The 24951-nt window shown below is 69.3% G+C and carries 7 protein-coding genes; all 7 read left to right on the top strand.

Annotated features, from left to right (window positions below):
* The first annotated feature begins 544 nt into the window (after nt 1-544).
* The 7 genes from V2J52_RS04275 to V2J52_RS04245 all read left to right on the top strand — a co-directional run bounded on the left by V2J52_RS04275 (nt 545) and on the right by V2J52_RS04245 (nt 24921).
* Complete coding sequence (locus V2J52_RS04275; protein ID WP_331226416.1) at nt 545-5476, top strand: family 78 glycoside hydrolase catalytic domain; 4932 nt, start codon at nt 545-547, stop codon at nt 5474-5476.
* A gap of 124 nt (nt 5477-5600) precedes the next feature.
* Complete coding sequence (locus V2J52_RS04270) at nt 5601-9197, top strand: glycosyl hydrolase (RefSeq protein WP_331226415.1); 3597 nt, start codon at nt 5601-5603, stop codon at nt 9195-9197.
* Nucleotides 9198-9368: 171 nt separating this feature from the next.
* The gene (locus V2J52_RS04265) at nt 9369-9515 is read left to right on the top strand and encodes a hypothetical protein (protein ID WP_331226414.1); all 147 of its coding nucleotides are present in this window, start codon (nt 9369-9371) and stop codon (nt 9513-9515) included.
* Nucleotides 9516-9761: 246 nt separating this feature from the next.
* The gene (locus V2J52_RS04260) at nt 9762-14411 is read left to right on the top strand and encodes a family 78 glycoside hydrolase catalytic domain (RefSeq protein ID WP_331226413.1); all 4650 of its coding nucleotides are present in this window, start codon (nt 9762-9764) and stop codon (nt 14409-14411) included.
* A 230-nt stretch (nt 14412-14641) separates the two neighbouring features.
* Nucleotides 14642-18112 (top strand): family 78 glycoside hydrolase catalytic domain, encoded by a 3471-nt coding sequence (locus V2J52_RS04255; RefSeq protein WP_331226412.1) that lies wholly within the window; start codon nt 14642-14644, stop codon nt 18110-18112.
* An 83-nt stretch (nt 18113-18195) separates the two neighbouring features.
* Complete coding sequence (locus V2J52_RS04250) at nt 18196-20124, top strand: BNR repeat-containing protein (RefSeq protein ID WP_331226411.1); 1929 nt, start codon at nt 18196-18198, stop codon at nt 20122-20124.
* A gap of 81 nt (nt 20125-20205) precedes the next feature.
* Entirely contained in the window at nt 20206-24921 is a 4716-nt protein-coding gene (locus V2J52_RS04245) for a family 78 glycoside hydrolase catalytic domain (protein ID WP_331226410.1), read from the top strand.
* Nucleotides 24922-24951: the final 30 nt, after the last annotated feature.

Here is a 24951-nt window from a genome sequence, read left to right as displayed (position 1 = left end):
CGGGACGGATGCCCCTACTCTGCCGCGAAGGGTATTGATCTGCACCGGGCAGCCTGCTAAGATAAATTGAATCGTTTCAGTCGGCACGACGAGAACAGTGAGCGGTCCCCTCAGCGACGATCGGACGGCAGTGCGCCCTTTGCAGATTCTGCGTCACCCGGTAGGCAATCTCGGTGCCGGGTATGACCTATTTGCACGTGGACCCCCTTGTGGCGCGCCTGTATTCCACCGCTGGTACTAAACCGCAAGGGCAGGCTGTCGACGCAGTTCGTCACTCGTGGGCGACTCGGCAGTCGCCGGTGGTGAACCGGTTCAATACTCACCACGGAACGTGCATTCAAGGTACGACGGGTCATCGACGACCTGTCCTGGATGCGATGGGGCCGCACGGACGCTCGATGGTCCTGAGGGGGGCTCACTCAACGCGTGATCCAGATGAGACGTGGCATCGGTGCCACGACAATTTGAGGGAGATATGAAAAGACATCGGAGCCGGAGTGCCCTGGTCGGGCTGGGCTTGACACTGACAATGATCTGGAGCGGCATGTCCGTCCCGGCGACCGCAGCAGGGGAGGCGAACCTGTCGGTCGCCGGCCTGGAGGTGAACCATCTGCTCGCTCCCATGGGGATCGACGATTCTGCGCCGGTCTTCAGCTGGGACATGGACTCCAACGTCATCGGCGCGAAGCAGCAGAGCTATCGCGTTGAGGTATCGACCGACGCGGGCTTCGATGAGCTCGTCTGGGACAGCGGCACGGTCGAGTCCGACGAGCTGACCGACATCGCGTACGGCAGCACCGGCGACGCGGGGGAACTAGGGCCGGAGACCGACTACTGGTGGCGGGTGACCATCACCGACAACCGCGGCACCGCGCTCGTCTCCGACGTCTCCAGCTTCTCGACCGGGTTGATGGACGGCAAGATCGGCGCCTGGGACGGCGCCCAGTGGATCGGCAGCGAGAAGACCAAGCTCGACGCCGAGACCGCCCTGCTCTTCGACATCAACACCGGCTTCACGATCAACAGCGGTGACAACGTCTCGTTCATCTTCGGCGCGGACGACCCCCGGTTCACGAGCGACTTCCGCAACGTGTACGGCGGGCCGGGAGGCGAGAACTTCATCCGCTTCGAGCTCGACCTGTCCGGCGTGACAGATGACGAGAGCAACACCGGCGGTGTCGTCAACCTCTACCGCAAGGGCTACCACGCGACCGACGACGCCGACGGCGACCCGAACGTCCACCCGTACAAGTCCGTCAGGCTCGCAGACAGCAGCGAGGAGGCCGTGCAGGGTCTGTTCACGCCGGAGAACGTGGACGAGCAGCACACCCTGCGCATCCAGGGCAACGCCAGCGCCATGACCTACACGATCGACGGCGTGAACCTCACGGGATTCAACGCCGACACCATGACCGTGAGCCCGAACCGGCCGGCGGCGACGAACAACCTCAACGTCTCACCGAACTCGACCATCGACGAGGACGGGGTCCACTCGTTCGTCACGGGGAACAACTACAACACCTTCCCGCACCTGAGCTCGGTGGGCTTCTCGGTCAACGAGGTCGGTGACGACGTCACCATCACCGATTACCGGATGATCGACGTCGGACGGAGCGACAGGCGCACGCTGTTCGACGCGACGACGGAAGCCAACTACGGCATCTTCACCGAGCTGCCGGACGCGGGCATCACCGCGGAGGACAACGCCATCCGCGTCAACCCGACCGCTGCCGAGCAGCTCGGGCCGAAGTACGCCGACCCCAGCTACGGCGCGCAGACACACCTGCGCACGGAGTTCCGTACCAACCCGGCCAAGGACATCGCCAAGGCGCGGATGTACGTCACCGCGCAGGGTGCCTACGAGATGTTCATCAACGGCGACCGGATGAGCGAGGACTTCCTCAACCCCGGGATGTCGACGTTCGCCAAGACGCTGAACTACCACACCTACGACGTCACCGACATGCTCTCCAACGGTACCAACGCCGTCGGAGCGCTCCTCGGCCCGGGCTTCTGGACCGGGCACATGACGTTCACGCCGGGCAACTACAACACCTTCGGTGACAGCGAGGCACTCCTGTCGAAGCTTGTCATCACCTACGAGGACGGCAGCACCGAGACCGTCGTCACCGACCCGGACACCTGGCGGTCCTTCAACGACGGGCCCAACCGCTACGCCGACAACTTCCAGGGTGTTCGCTACGACGCCAACAAGGAAGCGAACATCACCAACTGGGCGAGTACGAGCTACGAGCCCGCTCTGCTGGCCAGCTGGTCGACTCCGGACGTGATCGCGATGAAGAGCGAGCTCACCCCCGAGATCGTGGCGCGTCAGGACCAGCCGATCCGTGAGGCGGAGCGACTGATCGCGACGCGCGTCCTGGACACGCACAGCGAGGACGAGCTCACCTGGACCTACGACATGGGCGCCAACATGGTCGGCGTCCCGAGCGTCACGATCCCCGCGGGAACGCTGCAGCAGGGGGACGAGGTCATCTTCCGCCACGCGGAAACCATCTACCCCGGCAACAGCGACTCGCCGAACACGATCTTCCCGGGCCTCGACCCGCGGGTCTACGACCCCACTCTCTACAGTGACCTGTACGGGCCCGAGGGCAGCTACCGTCCCGGCGTCGCCGGGCGTGTCCTGTCCGACACCTACCGCGCCGCCCTCAACACGGACGTCTACGTGGCATCCGCCCAGGACGCGACTCGCGATGTGGTCATCACGCCGAACTTCACCTTCCGTGGCTACCAGTACATCGAGGTCACCGTCCCGGGCCGGACGACCCCCCTGCCGCTCGAGAACGTCGAAGGCATTGTCCTCGCCTCCATCGACGTGCCCGAGGGCACGTACGAGGCGACGACGAGCGACGACAACTACACCGGTGCGTTGGCAACCCAGTTCTTCGAGAACGTCCAACGCAGCCAGCTCGGCAACTTCTTCTCGCTGCCGACGGACACCCCAGCACGCAACGAGCGCATGGGATGGACCGGAGACCTGCAGGCGTACGCACGTGCGGCGACCTACAACTCGCTCGACACCCAGGCGTTCCTGCGCCAGTGGATGGTCGCACTGCGCGATGCCCAGGGCGTCAACGGGGGCATCGGTGACACCGTGCCGATCATCAGCTTGACCGGTGACCGGGGGGACGCGCTCCCGCAATCGCCCACCTGGGAGGGCGCGGTCGTCCAGGCGCCGTGGCAGCTGTACACCCAGTACGGCGACACGCAGATCATCCGGGAGAACTTCTCGACCATCCAGGACTGGCTCGAGGGTCACCACGACGCCGGCCTCGTGCACCCGGACTACCCGGGGCTGTCGACCCGGACCTCGGGGCATGCGGACCACATCAGCATGGACAACAACACCGGGCCCCACATGGTCAATCAGGCGATGTACCTGTACTACTTGGATGTCTCGGCCCAGATGGCGGACATCGTCGGTGAGACGGAGTACGCCGAGACGCTGCGTCAGCGGTTCGAGGACGGCAAGGAGAGCTTCAACAGGCTCTACGTCGACCCGGAGACCGGGTACACGCTCAACGCGACCCCGGGACCCGAGCTGCTGACGGGCCGGACCCTGCAGGACTCGCAGGCGTCCTACGCCACGCCGCTGGCACTCGACCTGTTCAGCGACGAGATGACGGTCCAGGCCGGTGACCACGCCGGGATGACGTACCGGGAGTTTGCCCTGATGCGGCTCGCCGAGCTGATCGCGGACCCGAGCCAGAGCAACGACGGGAACGGCCCGCTGGCTGGTAGGGGGCTGTTCTCGGGTGGCCAGGCGAGCAACAAGCCCTACACCATCACCACGGGCTTCAACGCGACGCCGAACATCCTGCCGGCGCTGACGAGGAACGGCGACATCGAGACGGCCTACCGGCTCTTCAGCAGCGACGAGTACACCAGCTGGCTCTACCCGGTCACGCTCGGTGCGACGTCGATGTGGGAGCTGTGGAACGCCTACGAGCGTGGCTTGGGCATCGGGGGCCAGAGCTCGATGAACTCGCAGAACCACTTCGCGCTGGGGGCCTCCCAGGCCTGGATGTACGAGTACCAGCTCGGAATCACCAGCGACGGCGGGAAGGGGTACAAGGACTTTGTCCTGCAGCCCATCGCCGGTGGTGACTTCACCTCGGTCAAGGGCAGCATGGAGTCGACCTACGGCGTCATCGAGTCGGCGTGGGAGGCCACGGACGGCGAGATCACCTCGTACGCGGCAACGGTTCCCGCCAACACGACCGCCACGCTCTACCTGCCGACCGACACCGCGATCACCGACGTCACCGACACCCCGGGCGTGACCTTCGAGGGCATGGCCGAGCGCAACGGTCTGGACACGGCAGTGTTCGCCGTCGCCGCCGGTGGGTACGTGTTCGACGTCGACGGCGCCAGCGTGACGGCGACGATCGACGACGGTTACGTGGTGCCGGCTGACGAGCCTGTCGAGGTGTCGCCCACCGCGGTGACGTTCACCGACGTGGACGGCACCGAGGACGACACCTTCACCATCCCGGCCATCGAGGGCGTGGAGTACCTCGTCAACGGTGAGGTCGTGCCGGCCGGAACCCACCCCGGGTCCGGCAGCATGACGGTCACCGCACGCGCCCTGGACGGCTTCGTGCTGGCCGAGGGGGCCGACGACGAGTGGAGCCACACCTTCTCCGCTGAGGGAGAGGAGCCGCAGGAGCCCGGCCCGGACGGCAGGACCGCGGAGTTCCACCTGTCCAACACCTGGCGGGCCTCGACTGACGTGCACTTCAGGTACGGCCGGTGGGCCGACCAGGTCCTCGTCGGTGACTGGGACGGCAACGGCACCGACACGATCGCGGTGCGCCGCGACAACGTGTTCCACGTGTCCAACGCCCAGAAGGGTGGCGACGCTGATGTGGTCTTCACCTACGGTCGTCCCGGGGACGTCATCCTCGTGGGTGACTGGAACGGCGACGGCACCGACACCCTGGCGGTGCGCCGGGGTGCGGAGTACCACGTCAAGAACTCGCTGCGTGGCGGGGACGCCGACACGGTGTTCACCTACGGCCGAGACACCGACGAGGTGCTGGTCGGTGACTGGAACGGTGACGGGACCGACACGTTCGCGGTACGCCGTGACGCGACGTACCACGTGAAGAACTCCCTGCGTGGCGGGGACGCCGACACGGTGTTCACCTATGGCCGGGCCGAAGATGTCACCCACGCCGGTGACTGGGACGGCAGCGGCACCGACACCCTGGCGATCCAGCGGGGGCGGACCTATCACGTGAACAACTCGCTGCGTGGCGGGGACGCAGACACGGTGGTGACCTTCGGCCGGCTGGCTGACGAGGTGTACGTGGGCGACTGGGACGGCAACGGGACCGACACCCTCGGCATCCGCCGCCCGGTCGGTGGCCACACCAACACCGACGCGCCGGCCGGCTCCGCCGCCACCGACGCCGGCAAGGAGGTGCGGATGCTCGCCAAGCTGAGCTGACCACCACCTTGCGCCGACAGCTGGATTCTTCACGGGAGGAATCCAGCTGTCGGCGCACGCGGGGCCGGCCGCCCCGGGCGGACCGCCCCGAACTCATCGAACATCACTGCTCGAAGGAGAGAAGATGTCCAGGAACTCACGTTGGCGCAGAGCACTCGTCGGTGCGACCGCCACCGCGCTCATCGCAAGCGCGTCGATGACCGGGGCGGCGAACGCCGAGTCGGTCGCCGCCGTAGTACCCGCCGGGACTCCCGCGACCTCCGCGTTCGCGGAGGAGCTGGAGAGCAGGTACATCGACCCGGACAGGATCTACAGCACCGACGTGCGCTGGTGGCTGGGCGAGGCCGCGCATACCGACGAGACGCTGCTCGAGGAGATCCAGGCGCTGTACGACTCCGGGTTCCGAGGGGTCGAGCTGGCTATGCAGGACGATCTGGCGGCTGATGACGCGGACTATGCCTACGGCTCGCAGATGTGGGCCCACAAGTGGTCCCTCATGATGAACAAGCTTCTCGACCTGGGGATGAGTGTCTACCTCACGTCCGGGACGAACTGGGCCACCTCGAACGTCCCAGGTCTAGACCCGACGAGCCAGGCCGCGATGCAGAACCTCACGCTCGGCACCGGCACCGTGGCGGCCGGTGAGCGGCTGACCGCACTGCCGACGCCGGACGCAGAGGCACAACATGACGGTGCCAGCCTCGTCACCGCATACGCGTACCGGATCGTCGGGGGTGACGTCGTTGCACCGGACAGCTTTGTCGATCTGTCCGACGACGTCGCCCAGGGGGATGACGCGTGGACTCAGAACCTGGACTGGACCACGCCCGACGACGGGACGTACCGAGTCTTCGGAATCTGGACGCAGGGCACCTTCCAAGCCTCGGACCCGTCCGTGGAGCCTGCATACACGACGAACTACTTCGATGAGCGTGGCGTGGAGGCTCTCAAGGAGTTTTGGGAGGCGCACTACCTCGCGGACCCGGCACTTGCCGCAAAGATCGCGGAAGGCGACGTCCAGCTCTTCATGGACTCGTTGGAGATCCACCCCGGCGGTGGCAGCGAGTTCGAAGGGCCGATCTCCACGCAGCCCCAGTTCACCTTCTGGGCAGAGGACATGGCTGAGGAGTTCGAGGCGCGCAAGGGCTATGACATCACTCCGCACCTGTTCCTCATCCGAGGCGTCAAGGCCAACGTCTACGACCCGTACCACTCGGTGGACAAGACCGGGATCTACCGGCTGGACGGCGCCGAGGACCGTCGTCAGGAGATCATCAACGACTTCCAGGATGTCCAGACCCAGCTGTACCGCGAGCGGATGCTCCAGCCGCTGAAGGAGTGGCTGAACTCCGTGGGAATCGAGACGCGCGCACAGATCTCCTACGGCAAGCCGTTCGAGAACTCCGAGCCGGCCATGGACGTCGACTACCCCGAGGCCGAGAACTTCAACCAGTACAACCAGGTGGACATCTTCCGCCTCTGGACGGGTGCGGCCAAGCTCGAGAACAAGGTGCTCTCGACAGAGACTGGCGCCCAGATGCCACCGTTCAGCGCAACGGCGCAGATGAACCTCAGGGACGCCTACGCTGCGTACGGGGCCGGCTTCCAGCGGGTGATCTGGCACGTGTGGGCGGCGGACTACGGGTACGGCAACCATGAGTGGCCGGGGTTTGATCCCTTTAGATTCGCGAACGCCTTCCGATACTTCGGAGGTCGCGACCCGGGTGCAGCGGACTACGACGAGTTCAATGCGCACCTTGGCCGTGTGCAGCAGCTCTTGCAGACGGGGAAGTCTCGCACCGACGTCGGCTTCGTTCACCAGGACTGGTTCCAAGGGGTGCGGTTCGGTGGCGGAATCGAGGACGACAACGCCGCGATGAACTGGCAGCTTGCCCACCAGGGCGTCTACTACCGCTCCACCGAGCTGCAGGACAACGGGTACACGTACGACTACTTCAGCCCGAACTTCCTGTTCGACGACGACGTCTCCTTCGATCCGGAGACCCAGACCATCGAGAACGCCGGTTATCAGGCCCTGGTTCTGTACCAGGACTGGCTCGACGTCGACGGCGCCCAGCGGATCCTCGACTGGGCGAAGCAGGGTCTCAAGGTCGTCATCCTCGAGGACGCCGCCTCGCGGACGCCCTTCAACGACGGCGAGGACGACGAGCTGCAGGCGATCGTCGACGAGCTGAAGACGCTCGAGACGGTACGCACGGCGGAGGTCTTTGACGCCCCGGAGGCCGGCTACTTCAGCGCCGAGCCGGGCGGCTACGACGACAACGTCATGGAGAAGCTGCACGAGCTGGGGGTGTACCCGTACGCCGGGTACCCGGAGGAGAACCTGCAGCTGCTCACGCAGACGCGGCAGGACGAGGCGGGCAACCGGTACGTCTTTGCCTACAACTACGGTGACGACGAGTACCACCAGTACAGCCACAAGGAGGACGTGCGGGACGTCGAGTTCGGTACGAACATCCAGACCGACATCGAGATGGACGGCCAGTACATCCCGTACGTCATCGATGCGTGGACGGGCGAAGTGGTCGAGCTCGCCGACTACCGGTGGGAGGACGGCCGGACCGTCGTCCCCGTCGATGTCGACCAGTACGACATCGAGCTGCTGGCGTTCGAGAAGGTCGACGAGGGGAAGCTCCACATCGACTCGACCGACGCGGAATCGGCGTACGCGGTGCCGGACGGCGTGGCGGTGCGCGCCACCGAGAGTGGTGACGTGACGACGACGCTGAGCGATGGCAGGCAGTTCTCGCAGCCAGTCACGGTGCCGGAGGCGTATGACGTCACCGACTGGGACCTCACGGTGCAGTCGTGGCGTCCCAACGACGTCGCCGGTGACCTCGTCCGTACGGAGACGATCGATGGCCTGACGACCGTCAACCGCAAGACGTCGACGCTCGAGATCCCGATCGACGTGGAGCTGGAGACGCTGACGACCTGGAACAACATCCCCGAGGTGGGCATGGCCGTCTCGGGCACCGGGCACTACGAGGCCACCTTCGACTGGGACGCCGACGCCGCCAGTGGTGCCTACCTCGACTTCGGCGACACGCTGGAGTCGAGCATGAAGGTCTGGATCAACGGCGAGAAGGTCGGCGGTCACGTCAGCACCAACCCGACGAAGGTGACGCGTGACGTCGGCGGCGTCGCCGGACCCACCATCGACGACGGCACGGGCCAGCAGGTGCCGCTCGTCGGCGACGACCTCTACACCGGCGGCCTGAACTGGATGGATCCGCAAGCGGACATCAGCCCGTACCTCGTCGACGGCGAGAACGAGATCGTCATCGAGTACAACTCGGTCCTCTCGAACGTCCAGCTGGACCGGGGCGTTGTCTCGGTCGACGAGCACCGCATGAACTGGTGGAAGAACACCCAGGACTACCTGGAGTTCGGCCCGAGGCAGGCGGTGATCACGCCGTTCGTCGAGGTGGCGTACTCCGCCGAGACACCGACCGAGGAGCCGACCGACGGGCCCACCGAGGATCCGACCGACCCGGGAACCGGTCCCACCGACGGGCCGACCGACCCGGGGACGGATCCCTCGACGCCACCACCGTCGGGTGACACCGACGCCGGCGACGGCGATCTTCCGTCCACCGGTGCCGAGCTCGCCCCGCTCCTGGCTGCGGCGATCCTGCTCGTCCTCGGCGGCGCGGCGACGGCCGTCGTGGTACGGCGGCGCTCGCAGATCACGGGCTGACCTTCGCCGGTCCATAGGCGGCGTCCGGGGCGCACCGACCAGGTGCGTCCCGGACGCCGCCAACTGGCCCAGGCACCAGCCACGCTGACGCTCCGCCGACCCAGCAAGTAACCTTGTTGCATGGCGGCGGAGCCGATCATCCTGGACAGTGCTCATCAGAGGTGAACCACCATGACTCGACGCTCCCTTGAAGACATCAAGGCCCGTGCGGACACGTTCGCCGACGCTTTCGAGAGCTACGACCCCAAGCCCGGCGACCAGGACGCTCCGCTCGGCCGCACCGGAACCGCGCTCGCGGTACTCGCGGTCATGGACTGACGGCTAGCGCCGCAGGCGTGATCCGAGCACGCCGATCTGCCCCCTCACGGATAAACCGTTTCAATAAGCTTGAGACAAACCATTGACCTGCTGGTCGTAAACGCTGTACCGTCCATAACGTCGTTGAACCGATTCAGAGCGAACGTCGACGTTCGTCCGAGCAGCCGGGGGGCTGCGGCTCGAGCAGCGCAGATTGGTGCCGCACCTCCAGATGACGCGTCCGTACCGGGCGCAAGGAGGTCAACCATGACAGCTCACCCTCGCTCCCACGTGTCGCCCGTCCACCGGCCACGGTGGCTGCTCGCCGTCGTGCTGGCGATGAGCCTCGTCGTCGCGCTCCTCGGGCCGCTGGCCCCGAGCCGAGCGGAGGTTCACGACACGTCCGTGGGCTCGCTCCTCGTCAACGGCCTGTCCCATCCGCTCGGCATCGGCAGTGACGACCCGCGGCTCAGCTGGCAGCTGGACGCCGAGCGCCGCGGCGTGACGCAGATGGCCTACCAGGTCCGCGCCGCGTCCACCGTCGACGCCCTCGAGGACGCCGACCTCTGGGACAGCGGCCGCGTCGACTCCGACCAGCAGCTCGACGTGCCCTGGGGCGGTCCGGACCTCGCCCCCGCGACCCGCACGTACTGGCAGGTGCGGGTGTGGGACGAGACGGACACCGCCTCCGCGTGGAGCGAACCCGCATGGTTCGAGACCGGGCTCTTCTCGGCGGAGGACTGGAGCGCCGACTGGATCGGCAGCCAGGGCCCCGAGCCGATCGGCACCGAGTGGACCGACGTCACCATCAGCGTCACCGCCTCCGACATCGACGGCGCACTCGGCATCTACCTGCGCGGCCGCGACGACGCGAACGCCTACATGTGGCAGCTGAGCGAGTCCGACAACGCCCTGCGGCCGCACGTCAAGGTCGACGGCGGGTACTCGGTCCTCGAGGCCGCGCCGTTCGCCGAGGACTTCGACTGGGCAGCGACCCACGACTACGAGATCGCCGTCGAGGGCGACACGATCACCACGAGCGTCGACGGCGAGGTCGTCGACGTCACCACCGACGCGACCCACGCCGACCCCGGAATCATGGGCTTCCGGACCAGCGGCGCCGAGAGCGGGCTCATCCACTCCGTGACGGTCACCTCCGCCGACGGCACCGTCCTCGTCGAGGACGACTTCACCACCGACGCCGCCACCTTCCGCGCCGGCACCTACCAGGACGGCGCGCTGCTCGTCAGCGGCGGCGCCGAGGCCTGGCTGACGGTGCCCGACCCGGTGCCCGTCCTGCGCACCGAGTTCGCCACCGCCGACGTCGTCGACGCCCGCATCTACGCCTCGGCTCGCGGCATCTACGAGCTCACCCTCAACGGCGAGCCGGTCGGCGACCACGAGCTGGCGCCCGGCTGGACCGACTACCGCGCCCGCATCGCCCACCAGACCTACGACGTCACCGACCTCGTGCGCGACGGCGCGAACGCCCTCGGCGCCGAGCTGGCCGACGGCTGGTGGTCCGGCAGCCTCGGGATGTTCGGCCCCGACCAGTACGGCTCTGACACCTCCCTCATCGCCGAGCTCCACCTCACCCTGGCGGACGGGACGACGCAGGTCGTCACCACCGACGACACCTGGGTCACCACCGACGGTCCCCGCACCGCCGCCGACCCCCTCCACGGCGAGTCCTACGACGCCCGCCGAGCCGCCGAGCTGGCGGGCTGGGACGAGCCCGGCTTCGACGTCGCCGACTGGCAGCCCGTCGAGGTCCGCGACTCCGCGACCGACCGGCTTGAGCCGCAGATCGACCCGCCGGCCCGCGAGACGCAGGAGCTCAGCGCCACCTACCTGTCCTCGCCCGCGGAGGACACCTGGATCTACGACCTCGGCCAGAACATGGTCGGCAAGGTCCGGGTCACCCTCGACGGCGAGGCCGGGGACACCGTGCGCCTGCGGCACGCCGAGGTGCTCAACCAGGACGGCACGATGTACACCGCCAACCTCCGCAGCGCCAAGGCCACCGACTACGTCACCCTCACCGGCGACAATCCGGTGACCTACGAGCCGGAGTTCACCTTCCACGGCTTCCGCTACGTCGAGATCTCCGGGGTGTCCGAGCCGCCCGACGCGGCCGACGTCGTCGGCGTCGTCGTGGGGACCGACGGCGAGCTGGTCAGCGAGCTGGACACCAGCTCGGACCTCATCGACCAGCTGCACAGCAACATCGTCTGGGGCATGCGCGGCAACTTCCTGTCGATCCCCACCGACACGCCCGCCCGTGACGAGCGGCTGGGGTGGACCGGGGACATCAACGTGTTCGCCCGCACGGCCGTGTACAACATGGACTCCCAGGCCTTCCTCACCAAGTGGTTGCAGGATCTGCGCGACAGCCAGCGGGCGGACGGCGCGCTGCCGGGCATCGCCCCGATCATCCCGGGCACCTTCGACGGCGGTTACGGGCCGGCCGGCTGGATGGACGCCGGCGTCAACGTGCCGTGGACGCTGTGGCAGGCGTACGGGGACACCACCGTCATCCGCGAGAACCTCGACATGATGACCCGCTACGTCGACTACCTCGAGGCGAGCTCGACCGACGGCATCCGCTCGGTCGGCGGGTACAACGACTGGCTCAACCTCGACGACGACACCCCGGTGCCCGTCGTCGACACCGCCTTCGTCGCCAAGAGCTCCGGCCAGCTCGCGGAGATGGCCGCAGCCATCGGGGAGGACGCGATCGCCGAGCGGTACCAGCAGATGCACGACGACGTCCGCGCGGCGTACATCGATGCCTTCGTGGGCGAGGACGGCACCGTCCACGGCGACAGCCAGACCGCCTACGTCCTCACCATCACCAACGACCTCGTGCCGGAAGAGCTCCGCGAGGCGCTCACCGAGCAGTTCATCGAGACGCTCGAGCGCCGAGACTGGCACCTGTCCACCGGCTTCCTCGGCGTCGACGGACTGCTGCCGGCGCTCACCGCCGTCGGCCGCACCGACGTGGCCTACCGCCTCCTGCAGAACACCGACTACCCCTCGTGGGGCTACGAGATCGGCCACGGCGCGACGACGATCTGGGAGCGGTGGAACTCGATCATGCCGGACGGCTCGTTCGGCCCGGTGGGGATGAACTCATTCAACCACTACGCCTACGGCGCCGTGGGGGAGTGGATGTACCGCACGATGGCCGGCGTCTCTGCCCTCGAGCCCGGGTACCGGTCGATCCTCATCGCCCCCGAGCCCGGATCCGGGATCGACGCCGTCGACTTCTCCCACGAGACCCGCTACGGCACGGTCCGCAGCGCCTGGGAGCAGACCGCGGACGGCCTGGAGATGGCGGTGACCATCCCGGCCGGTGCCACCGCCACGGTGCGCGTGCCGGCACCTGGCCGATGGGCGGTGACCGAGGGCGCGCTCCCGGCCGAGGACGCCGAAGCAGTCACCTTCGTGGCGATGGACGACGGCGATGCCGTCTACGAGATCGGCTCCGGCAGCTACGACTTCGCCGTCGACCCCGCCCTCGGGCACCTGGGCGACGCCCGCGCCGGTGTCGCCGAGCTGCAGTCCGTCTTGACGGAGCTGGCGGACCTGCCACGCGGGTTGGTCAGCCCGCTGACCGCCCATGCCGACCGGCTCGAGCGGCAGGTCGACGACGCGTGGCAGGCACAGCTCGCCGGCAGCGACCGTGTCGCCACCGAGGTGCACCTCGGGCTGAACACCGCCGCGCACCTCGCGAGCTGGGTGGAGCACCATCGCGGCGGCCGGCTCGATGAGGCCGCTGCGGACCGGATCAGCGCCGAGGTCGACGCCGTGAGCGCCTCGCTGTCCGCGGCGTCCGCCCAGCTCGTCGGCGCCGTCGCCCGGGTAGAGGTGCCCAGCGGCACCGTCTACCCGGGCGAGCAGGTGCCGGTGGACGTGGTCGTCGAGAACTCCGGGGACCAGCGACTGGGCGGCCTCGACGTCTCCCTCGACGTGCCCGCGGGCTGGTTGCTCACGCCCGTCGGCTCCGCGCCGGGCGCCGTGCCGGCGAACGGCAGCGCCACACTCAGCTACGAGCTCGCCGTCCCCGACGGCGCCGCGCCGGGCACCGCCGCGGTGACCGGTGAGGTGCGCTACCGCTACCAGGCGGGTGGTGCCAGCATCCCCGTCGCGACCGATATCGCCGTCGGGCCGGCGGTCGCCGTCGTCGACGTGACCGCTGAGCCGGTGGCGCCCGGCGGGACCACCGAGCTGGCGGTCACGCTGCGCAACCGAGGGCCGGTGGATGCGACCCGCGCGCTGGAGCTGTCCGCGCCGGCGGGCTGGACCGTGGCTGCGGCCGACGACGTCACGGTCCCGGCCGGGCAGGACGTCGAGGTCCACCTGACGGCCACGGCGCCGCTCACCGTCACCGAGGGCGCTGCCCCGCTCACCGTCGCGGTCGGCGACACCGCGAGCGAACGCTTCGAGCTGGACGTGGCGGTGACCTTCAGCAATCCGCCCGCGTCCTTCACCGACCACATCGACCTGGGCGATGCCGACTCGGAGGAGGCACACAACCTCACCGCGTCGCCGGCGTCGGGCACCTCGGTCGAGGCGGGGCTGACCCGGCGGTACACCAACACCACCGTGCCGGGTGGCTGGTTCGAGTTCGATCTCGAGGTCCCGGCCGGTGAGCCGTTCGTCCTCCGCTCGATCGAGACCTACGACATGGCCCAGCTCAAGGACTACACCGTCTCGATCGATGGGGAGGTCGTCCACGAGCGCGCCCATCGACGCAGCGACGGGGGAGCGGGGACGGTGAGCTACCAGTTCGTCGTCGAACCCTCGGACGCCACCGCCGACGGCGTGGTCCGGGTGAGGTTCCAGGACACCGGCACCGGGTATGACCCGTCCATCGCCGACGTGTGGGTGACGTTGACGGTGCACAACCGTTGACGTGACGCGAATCACCACGATAGGTTAGTCCACGCGGCCTAGTGAATCGTTTCACAAGCAGGCCGCAGTCAGGATTTCGGAAATGGGTATTCGGGCGCCGTCGCCCGAGCCGGGGGGAAATAACCATGCCGACCACTGTTGCTCGCGCACGCCATGAGAAGGCCAGCGCCGCCGGGCGTAGAACCAACCGTCCAGCACGCGGAGCTGCCGCTGCCGGGGCCGTGCTGCTCGTGGGCGCCGGACTCACCGTGCCGACGCAGGCCGCGGAGGAGAACACCGCTCCGACGGCTCCCACCGGGCTGCTCGTGAACAGCCGGGAGCATCCGCTCGGCGTCGAGGGCGACCCGCACTTCAGCTGGCTGCCGCAGGACGTGGACCGTGACGAGGTGCAGACCGCCTACCGCGTCCAGGTGCTCGAGGACGCGACCGGCGCCGCGGTGTGGGACAGCAGTAAAGTCGCCTCGACCGAGCAGTCCTTCGTGCCGTACGACGGGCCGGCGCTGGAGCCGGGATCGTCCTACACATGGTCGGTGCAGACCTGGGACGGCGCGGACGAACCGTCCCCGACGGCGACGGGGGCGTTCGACACCGGCCTCGCCGACGAGGACTGGGCTCCGGCCCAGTGGATCCGGCGGGCGCCGGGCGGCGCCGGGCCGATGACCGTGACCGACGACGACCGCGTGCGCGTGGCAGGAGGCAACGTCACGCTCGCCACGACGGGCACCGAGTGGACCGACTACACCTTCGAGGTCACCGTGCGCCCCACCCAACGTGGCGCCGGGGTGATGTTCCGCAGCCCGGACCGCGACAACGGCCACATGTGGCAGCTGACGGAGGGCACCGGACTGAGCCCCCACGTGCTCGTCGACGGCTCCTTCAGCCGGCTGGCGACGGTCCCGCTCGACGTCGAGGACGGCGAGGACTACCGCGTGCGGATCGAGCTGGAGGGGCCGGTCATCCGGACCTTCGTCGATGACGAGCTCGTCGACGAGCGGACAGATCCCACCTTCGAGGCCGGCACGGTCGGCTTCCGGGAGGCGTCGAACGAGGTCGGGGAGTTCGACGACGTCCTCGTCACCGCACCGGACGGCGCCACCCTGCTCAGCGACGACTTCGCCGGCGGCCTCGACCAGTGGGAGAACACCTCCACCGAGCGCCAGCCCGACGAGTGGACGCTGGCGCGCACCGAGGTGGAGCTGGAGTCCGACGACGTCGTGCGGGCGCGCGCCTATGTCGCCGGCAGCCACACCTACGAGCTGAGCATCGACGGTGAGCGCGCCGACCGCGGCCAGTCCTTCGCCTACCCGGGCGAGCACTACTACCAGACCACTGACGTCACCGAGCTGCTCGACGGCAAGGAGAGCATCGCCGTCGGCGCGCTCCTGCACTGGTACGGCTCCGGCCAGGGCCGCCCGGCCGTGGAGCCCGGGCTGCTCGTGCGGATCGACGTCGAGTACGGCGACGGCGCCGAGCAGGTCATCGTCAGTGACGGGTCCTGGAACGTCACCGAGGGTCCGTACCTGCTGGCCGGCCGCCGCAACGGCGAGGGCGAGTGGATCGAGCACCTCGACGCCACCCGCGTCATCGAGGGCTGGGACACCTCCGGGTACGACGATGCCGACTGGGACGACGCCGTCGTCATCGGCACCCACCCGACCGCGCCGTTCACCGCGCTGACCGGCCAGCTCACCCGGATGGCGGAGACGGAGGTCCCGGCGCAGGAGCTCCTGGTCGCCGACGACGGCACCGTCGTCGCCGACTTCGGGGTCGTCATCCCAGCCCGCCCGGTCATCCATTTCGACGAGGGTGTCGCCGGCCGCGTCATCCCGATGCGCGCCAGCTACGAGCTGCAGGAGAACGGCCGGGTGAGCACCTCGGGCGTCGCCACGCAGGGCACCGACATGTCCTTCCCCTACACCCAGGTCGACGGGCCCCAGGAGTTCGAGGCCTTCACCCACCTCGGCTTCCGCTACCTCGAGATCCCCGACGCCGGCGAGGACGTCGACCTCGAGGACGTCTCCGCCGTCGTCGTCCACACCGAGATGCCGGAACGGGAGCCCGCGACGTTCACCAGCTCCGACCCGACCCTCGACGCCGTCTGGGACCTCATGGTGCGCTCGGCCCTGTACTCCGTCCAGGAGGCCTTCGTCGACACCCCCACCCGCGAGAAGGGCCAGTTCCTCGGCGACTTCGTCGACATCTCCTACGCCACGATGGGCGCCTTCGCCGAACGGGCGCACACCCAGCAGGCCATCCGGGAGTTCCTCAACTCTGCGGACCGGTTCTGGAACGAGGGCGAGGACCTCGGCCGGTACAACGCCGTCTACCCCAACGGTGACGGCAAGCGGGACATCCCCGACTACGCCCTCATGTTCGTCGACGGCGTGTGGCGCTACTACACCGAGACCGGCGACGAGGCGCTCCTCGCGGAGGCTTACCCCTACATGCGCCAGACCGCCGACTACGTGCTGCGCAACATCCCCGAGGACGGTCCCACGGCCGGGCTCGTCACCACGCTCACCGGCGGGGGTGGTGCGTACCTGCACGGGATCGTGGACTGGCCCGAGCACGGCAGGTTCGGGTACGACATGGAGGCGGCCGCGCGGACCACGATCAACGCTCAGGGCGTCGACGTGCTGCACGACGTGGCCCGGATGGCCGAGGCGCTCGGGGAGACCGAGGACGCCGCGGCCTACCGCAGCGAGGGCGACACCCTCGCGGCGACCATGAACGAGCTGCTGCGCCGCGAGGACGGCGTGTACATCGACGGCCTCTATGCCGACGGCACCCAGAGTGAGCACGCCGGACAGCACTCGACGTCCTACGCCATCGCGCACGGCGTCGCGCCCGCGGAAGACATGCCCGAGCTGGCCGAGCACATCGCCGAGATGGGCATGCGGCAGGGGCCGATGACGGCGCACTGGCTGCTCCAGGCGCTCAGCGACGCCGGCGACGACGACGCGGTCCTGCAGCGGCTCACCGACGCCGAGGACTACGGGTGGGCGAACATCCTCGCCCAGGGCGGCACCTTCACCTGGGAGGCGTGGGAGCTGGAGGGCTCGGCCAACAGCTCCTCGCACGGGTGGGGCGCGCAGTCGCTCGTCGACATCCAGCAGACGCTGCTCGGCGTGCGCACGGCGGCGCCGGGCGCGGCCGAGGTGGACATCGTGCCGCCGGACTCCGCGCTCGATCACGCCAGCGGCACGGTGCCCACCCAGCGCGGCCCCGTCGCCGTCGACTGGCAGCGCCACGACGACGGTATGCGCGTCACCGTCGACGTCCCGGTCAACGTGACCGCGCGGGTCGCCATCCCCGTCACCGGCGACGAGACCTACGCGGCGGAGCCCGGCGCGGAGGACCTCGGCGTCATCGACGGCAGGGCGGTGTTCGCCGTCGGCTCGGGCCAGACCACCTTCGACGTCGTCGGTGACGAGCCGCCCACCGAGGAGCCGCCCACTGAGGAGCCGACGCAGCCGCCGGGCACGGACGACCCGACGGACGACCCGACTGACGACGCCGATCCGACGGACGACGCGGACCCGACGACGGCGCCCACCGATGGCGCCGGACCGACGGCACCTGGCGGCGGCCTGCCGCAGACCGGCATCACCGGCCTGGCAGCTGCCGCGGCAGCTCTCGTGCTCCTCGCCGCCGGAGCCTTGCTCGTTGCACGCAGGCGCTTGCTCGCCACCGACCGATAGTCCGTAGGCCGATGAGGTGGCACCGACAGATCCGTTCGTCGGGCCGCTGAAGCACACCGCCATCCACCGTCGAAAGGTTCTCGATGCCGACCCGCAAGCTGTTCAGGACGGCCCCGGCGCTCGCCGCCCTCCTCCTGCTGTGCGCAGCGCTCGTCGCGCCGGCGACTGCGCAGACCGCGGACCCGCCACCAGCGGATCCGGGGCCGCTCATCTGCCGTGACGTCGACCAGGGGGATGGCGGCAGTGCGCCGGCCGAGGCGGTGCTCGACACCGTCGAGGTCGGCACGACCTGGGCGGGGCATTACGTCGGCCAAGCGCTCCTGACCGACGGTGAGGACCAGTACGTCGGCTACTACGACGAGAACCGCGAGCTGACCGTCGCGCACCGCACGACTGACAGTGCTGAGTGGACCCACGAGCGCCTCGGCTCGCAGACCGCGTGGGACAGCCACAACTACATCACCATGGCGACCGATCCTGCCGGCAACCTGCATGTCACGGGGAACATGCACAACGTGCCACTCCTGTACTGGCGCACCACGACGCCCGGCGACGTCACCTCACTCGAACGCGTCGAGAACATGGCGGACCCACAGCTCGAGGGCCGGGTGACCTACCCGGTGTTCCTCGAGCTCGAGGACGGGACCGTCATCTTCCGGTACCGCGAGGGCGGCAGCGGCAACGGAATCGACATCTACAACGAGTACGACGCCGAGACCCAGACGTGGCAAGGCCTGCTGGACACCCCGGTGCTGGACGGCGAGGGAGAACGGAACGCCTACGCGGCGAAGCCCGTCCTCGGGCCCGACGGCAACTACCACATGGTCTGGGTGTGGCGGGAGACGCCGATCGCCTCGTCGACGCACACGGTGTCCTACGCGCGCAGCGCCGACCTGGTGAACTGGGAGACGAGCCGGGGGGAACCGATGCCGCTGCCGATCACCCTGGGCACGAGTGACGTCGTCGACCCGGTGGAGCCGGAGGGCGGCAGCATCAACAACAACGTCCAGGTCGGTTTCGACGCTGCTGGCGCGCCTGTTGTCGCGTTCCACAAGTACGACGACGGTGGGAACACGCAGGTCTACGTGGCACGACCGGACGACTCGGCCGCCGGTTGGCAGACCGTCCAGCTGAGTGACTGGACCGGTGCCTGGGACTTCTCACAGCCCGGCACCCTGGTCTTCGAGGTCGAGCTCTACTGGGCGCCTGAGCTCCAGCCCGACGGGAACCTGCGGCTGGACGTGACCTGTCAGGGCGATGCGCGCACGTTCATCATCGACGCCGAGACTCTCGAGCCGCTGCGCGAGATTGCCACGCCGCCCACCGAGCCCGACGTCGTGTCGGAGCTCCGCTCGGACTACGTCCACCCCGACGGGGACGAGGCAGGCACCGAGATGCAGGTGAACCTCAACGACGATTCCGGCTCCGCCGGCTCGTTCCACGCGCGGCCACTGCTTCCGGACGCGGACCAGGACCTCCGCTACCTGCTGCGCTGGGAGAGCCTGGGCGAGAACCAGGACCTGCCACGCGGGACCTGGCCGGCGTCGCAGCCGATGGAGGTCGTCGCGCTGGGCACCGAGGACGCGTGCCGGGACGGCGGCTGGAACGCCTTCGACTTCGCCAGCGAGGCCGAGTGCGTGGCACACGTGCAGCGGGAGACCGGAACGGAGCCGCCGGAGGTTCCCACGGACGATCCGACCGACGGTGCGACCGAGGAACCGCCCACCGAGGAGCCCACGGAGGAGCCACCCACCGAGGATCCCACGCAGCCGCCGAGCACGGACGACCCGACGGACGACGCGGACCCGACGGGCGACACGGACCCGACCGACGACGCGGACCCGACGACGGCACCCAACGATGGCGCCGGACCGACGGCACCTGACGGCGACCTGCCGCAGACCGGCATCACCGGCCTGGCAGCTGCCGCGGCAGCTCTCGCGCTCCTCGTCGCCGGAGGGCTGCTCGCCCTGCGCGGCGGACGCCGGCGCGCACTCGCCACTGATCGATAGCAGACAGCGAGCGGGGGCACACCACGGTGCGCCCCCGCTCACCGCCACCCGCCGACGAGCGTCTTGAAAGGACCCGCAACGATGCCTGCCACCGGAGAGTCCTGGGGCCGCAGCGCCCCGTCACGAGCCAGCGCACTTCTCGCGCTGCTGCTGACCGCCGCGCTCACCCTTGCGCTCGGCGTCATCAGCACGGGCGGGGCCAACGCCGCCGCCGGTGTCGAGCTCACCGGTCTGGAGGTGGAGAAGAAGGCCGAGCCGGTCGGGATCGACGTCGACCAGCCGCGGTTCTCGTGGATCATCACCTCGACGGAACGCGGCGTCATGCAGGAGTCCTACCGGCTGCGGCTCGCCACCTCGCCGGCAGCGCTCGACGACGGCACGGACCTCGTGTGGGACAGCGGCACGGTCGCGTCCAGCGAGTCCTCGAACGTCAAGTACACCGGCCCCGACCTCGCCGCCGCCACGGACTACTTCTGGCGGGTGGACGTCGTCACCAACGCCGGCGCAGCGACCGCGTCGTCGCAGCTGCGCACCGGCCTGCACACCGAGGCGGACTGGGCGGGCGCCGCGTGGATCGGCAACTCGCGACCCACCGGTGACGACGAGCTGGACCTCACATTCGCCGGAGCCTCATGGATCTGGACCGCGGACGCCTCCACCGATGGTGCCCCGGCCGAGCCCCGCGCGTTCCGCACCGAGCTCGTCACGCCGTCGGGCAAGGAGGCCGCCAGCGCCGACATCCTCATCACCGCCGACGACTCCTTCCGGCTCTGGGTCAACGGCGAGCTCCTCGGCGAGACCGAGGGCGCTGTCAACGAGTGGCAGCAGTCGCACCTGTTCACGGTGCCGCTCGAGGCCGGGCGCAACGTCGTCGCCGTCCGCACGACGAACGGTCCCGCCTCACCCGCCGGGCTGGTGGCCGCCGTGCGGGTGAGCTACACCGACGGCTCCACCGAGGTCTTCCCCACCGGCACGAGCTGGCGGGTCAGCGACACCGTCCCCGACGGCTTCGAGGACCCGGCGTTCGACGACTCGTCGTGGGACGACGCATCCGTCGTCGCCGCATTCGGCAGTGGGCCGTGGGGGAGCAACGTGCGCCCGCCGGCGGACGACGTCAATGCGGCACCGCTGCTGCGCCGGGAGTTCACGGTCGACGGCGACGTCCGCGCCGCCACCCTCTACCTCGCCGCCGGCGGCTACGCCGACGTCACGCTCAACGGCAACCGGATCAGCGAGGACATGCTCTCGCCCGGCTTCACCGACTACGACGACACCGTCCAGTACGCCGCGACCGACCTCACCGACCAGCTGCGCGCCGGCCAGAACGCGCTCGGCATGGAGCTCGGCCGCGGCTTCTACGGCATGACCGGCGCCAACGTCTGGTGGTGGGAGCGCGCGCCCTGGCACGACGAGCCGGTGGTACGAGCCGTGCTGCAGGTGGAGTACGCCGACGGCCGGGTGGAGCACGTCGTCACCGACGACTCCTGGACCATCGATGACGGCCCGACCGTGTTCGACGACCTCTACGCGGGGGAGACCTACGACGCGAGCCGGGTCCAGCCCGGCTTCGACACGGCTGGTTTCGACGACTCCTCGTGGGCCCGAGCCAGCGAGGTCGACGGACCGGCCGGGGTGCTCGTCAACCAGCGCCAGCAGCCCGTCCGGGTCACCGAGGAGCTGCCCGCCGTCGAGATCACCGAGCCGGTGGCCGACACCTACGTCGTGAAGTTCCCCCGGGTGCTCGCCGGCAACGTCGAGGTCACCGCCGAGGGCGAGGCCGGCGACACCATCCGCTTCCAGTACGGCGAGAAGCTGCGCGACACCGGCCTGGTGAACTTCGACAACAACGGTGGCTTCCAGTCCGGCTTCCAGACCGACCGGTTCATCCTCGCGGGCACCGGCGGTCCCGAGACCTGGGAGGCACGCTTCTCCTACAAGGGCTTCCAGTACATCCAGGTGACCGGGTGGCCCGGGGACGAGCCGCCCACGGCCGAGGCCTTCACCGCCAAGCTGCTCCACACCGACGCCGCCGAGACAGGCGTGTTCGAGAGCTCCGAGGACATCATGAACCGCGTCCACCGAGCCGTGGTCGACACCCTGAAGAACAACATCCACCACATCCCGACCGACACCCCGATGTTCGAGAAGAACGGGTGGACCGGCGATGCCGCCGTCGGCGGCGAGATGTTCCTCATGAACCTCGACACCCACGAGCTGTTCGCCAAGTGGCTGCGCGACGTCCACGAGACCCGCGACGCCGAGGGCGCACCCCTCGTCATCGCCCCGAGCTCGGGCAGCTGGGGCGAGTGGGGCGTCGCCCCGACGTGGCACTCGGCGTACGTGACGATCCCGCGCTGGCTCTACCAGTACGGCAACGACGCCCGAGTGATGACCGAGCTCTACGACGGCATGGCGGCCTACGTCGACCTCGAGTACGACAGGTCACCGGGCGGCATCGCCACCACCCGCCTGGCCGACTGGATGAACCCCGAGTCGAATCCGGCGGGCGGCAACGCACCCGAGGACGTCCGCGTCTCGGCGACGGCCTACCTCTACCTCATGCTCACCGAGATGGCGGCCACGGCGACGTTCCTCGGCGAGGACGACGACGCGGCCCGGTTCACCGAGCGGGCGGCCGTCGTCAAGGAGGCGTTCAACGCCGAGTTCCTCGACGACGAGGAGGGCTACTACCGAGGCAACGGCGACCGCGGCTACCGCCAGACCCACAACGTCCTCGCGCTCGCCTTCGGCCTCGCGCCCGACGCCGAGACGGCCGAGGGTGTCGCCGCGAGCATCGTCGCGGACATCGACGCGAAGGGCGGCAAGCTCAACACCGGGGTGCTCGGCACCAAGTACCTGCTGCCGGTGCTCACCGACCACGGCTACGCGGACATCGCCTTCGACCTTGCCGTCGAGACGGGCTACCCCAGCTGGGGCTTCATGCTCGAGAGCGGCAGCGGGTCGATGTGGGAGCACTGGGCGCCGGAGTCGCGGTCGCTGGGCCACTACTTCCTCGGCACCGTGGACGACTGGTTCTACCACGACGTCGGCGGCATCAACGCCTCACCGACCGAGGGCTACCGGGACATCACCATCCGCCCCGCCGTCACCACCGAGATGGACTGGGCGCGCGCCACCGTGCAGTCCCCGTTCGGCCCGGTGACGTCGCACTGGCAGCACAACGACGACGGCCAGCTGCGGCTCGACGTCGACATCCCGGTCGGCACGACGGCGAGCGTCCACGTGCCCGCCGAGAGCACCTGGGCCGTGACGGAGGGCGGGCTGCCGCTCGACCGCGTCGACGGCGTCACCGCGGTGACCGGGCAGGACGGCGAGGTGGTGGTGGAGATCGGCTCCGGCAGCTACTCGTTCGCCGTCGACGCCCTCCTCGGAGACATCGGAGAGGCCGGGGCTGACGTCGCCGAGCTGCGCTCGGTGATCGAGGATCTCGACCTGCCGCGCGGCACCCGTGCACCGCTCACCTCGCACGTGGACCGGCTGGCACGGCACGTCGACGGCGCCTGGGAGGGGCAGCTGGTCGGCAGCCACCGGGTCCCGGCCGAGGTCCACCTCGGGCTGAACACCGCCGGCGCCATCCAGGACTGGGTCGAGCAGCACCGCGACACCCGTCTCGATGACGAGTCGGCCGACCGGATCGCCGCCGCGGCAGCCGACGTGATTGGTCACCTGTCCGACGCCTCCGCCAGCCTCGTGGGAGCTACCGTGCGGGTGGCGGTGCCCACCGAGGAGATCTACCCGGGAGAGCGGGTGGCGGTGGACGTCGTGGCCGAGAACGCCGGGGGCAGTCGGCTGACCCATCTCGACGTCTCGCTGGCAGGGCCGGCCGGCTGGGTCCTCGACCCGGTCGGCACCCCGCCACGGATGGTCCCGGCGACGGGCGAGGCCAGCACCCGGTACGAGCTCGTCGTCCCCGACGACGCCGAACCCGGCGCGGTGGAGCTGACCGGCGAGGTGCGCTATCAGTACCGGTCGGGGGTCGCCGTCCTGCCCATCACCGCTGGTCTCACGGTCGGTGCCGCGGTCACGATCGATGAGGCGGTCGCCGCGCCGGTCGGTCCCGGTGGGACCACCGAGGTCACCGTGGTGCTGCGGAACCGCGGGCCGCTGGCGGAGACCCGGACGGTGGCGCTGACCGCACCCGAGGGGTGGACCGCGGGCGCCGACCGGGAGGTCACCGTCCCTGCCCAGCAGGACCTCGAGGTCGCCCTGCCCCTCACGGCGCCGGTGGCAGTCACGGAGGGCGCTGTCCCCGTCGTCGCGTCGGTCGGCACCCACGAGTTTGAGCAGCACGCGATCGACGTCGCGGTGAAGTTCAGCAACCCGCCCGCGTCCTTCCTCGACCACATCGACCTGGGCGAGGCCGCCTCGGAGGAGGCGCACGACCTCACCGCGTCGCCCGCCTCGGGCACCTCGGTGGAGGCGGGCCTCACCCGCCGCTACACCAACCAGACCGTGCCCGGCGGGTGGTTCGAGTTCGATCTCGAGGTGCCGGCGGACGAGCCGTTCGTCCTCCGGGCGATCGAGACCTACGACGGCGCCCACCGCAAGGAGTACGCCGTCTCGGTGGACGGGGACGTCGTGCTCGAGCGGGCGCACGACCGCAGCGACACGGGAGCCGGGACGGTGAGCTACCAGTTCGTTGTCGACCCCTCCCCGGCGACCGCCGACGGCGTCGTCCGGGTGCGGTTCCAGCACACCGGTACCGGCTACGACCCGTCCATCGCCGACGTCTGGGTGCTCCCGGCCACGGCCGGTCCCGAGGACCCGGCGGACTGAGGCGGCCACCCGTGAACCACCGTCCGCCGG

The sequence above is a fragment of the Georgenia sunbinii genome, assembly GCF_036421875.1.
In the GTDB taxonomy this organism is placed as follows: domain Bacteria; phylum Actinomycetota; class Actinomycetes; order Actinomycetales; family Actinomycetaceae; genus Georgenia_B; species Georgenia_B sunbinii.
The sequence above is the reverse complement of the archived record's forward strand: the minus strand, read 5'-3'. Positions and strand labels throughout refer to the sequence as shown.

Excerpts from the sequence above, each read along its gene's own strand:
- V2J52_RS04275 (WP_331226416.1), top strand. The coding sequence starts at position 545 with ATGTCCGTCCCGGCGACCGCAGCAGGGGAGGCGAACCTGTCGGTCGCC.
- V2J52_RS04270 (WP_331226415.1), top strand. The coding sequence starts at position 5,601 with ATGTCCAGGAACTCACGTTGGCGCAGAGCACTCGTCGGTGCGACCGCC.
- V2J52_RS04265 (WP_331226414.1), top strand. The coding sequence starts at position 9,369 with ATGACTCGACGCTCCCTTGAAGACATCAAGGCCCGTGCGGACACGTTC.
- V2J52_RS04260 (WP_331226413.1), top strand. The coding sequence starts at position 9,762 with ATGACAGCTCACCCTCGCTCCCACGTGTCGCCCGTCCACCGGCCACGG.
- V2J52_RS04250 (WP_331226411.1), top strand. The coding sequence starts at position 18,196 with ATGCCGACCCGCAAGCTGTTCAGGACGGCCCCGGCGCTCGCCGCCCTC.
- V2J52_RS04245 (WP_331226410.1), top strand. The coding sequence starts at position 20,206 with ATGCCTGCCACCGGAGAGTCCTGGGGCCGCAGCGCCCCGTCACGAGCC.